Origin of the sequence: Microbacterium sp. OVT16B, from assembly GCF_019969705.1 — a bacterium.
Lineage (GTDB): Bacteria > Actinomycetota > Actinomycetes > Actinomycetales > Microbacteriaceae > Microbacterium > Microbacterium natoriense.
This window is the reverse complement of the sequence record NZ_JAHXZA010000017.1, coordinates 1-490: the sequence shown is the minus strand read 5'-3', so window position 1 is coordinate 490 and position 490 is coordinate 1. Positions and strand designations below refer to the sequence as shown.

The window sequence follows — 490 nt, the reverse complement described above, 5'->3', positions numbered from 1 at the left end:
TTCCCTCCTCTTCCTTCCTCTCTCTCCCTCCCCTCTCTTTCTTCTTTTTCTCCTCTTCTTCTCCCTCCTCCTTCTCCTCTCCCTTCTCTTTTTTCTTTTTCTCTCTCTCTCTCTTCTTCTCCCTCTTCTCCTTCTTCTCCTTTCTCTCTTTTTTCCTCTTCTTCTCTCTTCTCTTCTCTCCTTTCTCCTCTCTCTCTCTCTCCTCTTTCTCCTCCTCCCCCTTCTCCTCTTTCCCCTTCTTTCTTTCCTTCCTCCTCTCCTTCCCCCCCTCTCTCTTTCCCCTTTCTTTCCTCTCCTTCTTCCCTCTCTTCCTCCCCTTCTTCTTCCTCTTTTTTCTTCTCCCTCCTCTCCCTTCTCCTTTCTCCCCTTCTTCTTCCTCCTCTTTTCCCTCCTTCTCTTCTTCCTTTCTCCTCTCTCTTTTCCTTTCTCTTTCTTCCCCTCTTCCTTCTCTCTCTTCCCTTTCTCCTTCTTCCCCTCCTCTCCCCTCCCT

At 49.0% G+C, this 490-nt stretch carries 1 protein-coding gene; it reads right to left on the bottom strand.

Features of this window, described 5'->3' with window-relative positions; translation table 11 throughout:
• A partial coding sequence (locus tag LC438_RS19005; RefSeq protein ID WP_223587509.1) for a hypothetical protein occupies positions 1-490 on the bottom strand: 490 nt, incomplete at both ends.